Here is an 872-nt window from a genome sequence, read left to right on the forward strand (position 1 = left end):
GTAATAAAAGATGATCTTTCTAGATGGCTTAATTCTAAGAAGATAGATTTATTTATAACTTCAACTCAAGCTGAGTATGATTCTATAGCAAATGATTATAATTGTTATAAATTTGGAAAAAAAGAAATGGTTTTAACAGGTCTTGCAAGACATGATGCTTTACTAAAAAATAATAGATCTAATGTGAAACAAATCTTTATAATGCCAACATGGAGAAAAAATATAGTTGGCAATGCTGCTAAATCTGACATAAAAGATTTAAAAGAGTATTTTAAACGAAGTGAGTATTTTCAAAAATGGAATTCTTTGTTAAATAATAATGGCTTAAAAAAACTATGTGAACTATATTCTTATACCATAGTTTTTAATCCTCATCCTTATATTATGCCATATTTAAAAGAGTTTAATATTTCATCCAATATCAAAATTGCTAATCAAAATGAAAGTTTGCAAGAATTATTTTGCAATTCTTCTTTGATGATTACGGATTACTCTAGCGTAGCTTTTGAGATGGCGTATCTAGAAAAACCAATACTATATTATCAGTTTGATAAAGAGGAATTTTTTACCTCTCATACATATCAAAAAGGTTATTTTGATTATAAAAAAAATGGTTTTGGATCAGTTGTTGAGAATGAAGAAAATCTACTGAAAGAGCTTGAAATTTTATTGAAAAATAATTGCAAACCTTTTGGTGTTTATAAAGATAATATTGATTTAACTTTTGTTTTTAAAGATTGTAGATGCTGTGAAAGAATTTATAAAAAATTAAATTCAATTTAGTGTTAAGTATTTTGTATTATAATGCAAAATTTATTACTAAAAAAGGTTATTTATGTCTATTTTAAAAAAAACAAAAAAATTATTTAAAG

At 23.9% G+C, this 872-nt stretch carries 1 protein-coding gene; it reads left to right on the forward strand.

The window, feature by feature from the left end:
- Nucleotides 1–783 (forward strand): CDP-glycerol glycerophosphotransferase family protein (locus L8X50_RS08200; protein ID WP_263660892.1); only part of this gene is annotated, 783 nt, incomplete at its 5' end.
- Between the last annotated feature and the right edge of the window lie 89 nt (nucleotides 784–872).

The sequence above is a fragment of the Campylobacter sp. CNRCH_2013_0898h genome (assembly GCF_025772965.1).
GTDB classification, from domain to species: domain Bacteria; phylum Campylobacterota; class Campylobacteria; order Campylobacterales; family Campylobacteraceae; genus Campylobacter_D; species Campylobacter_D lari_D.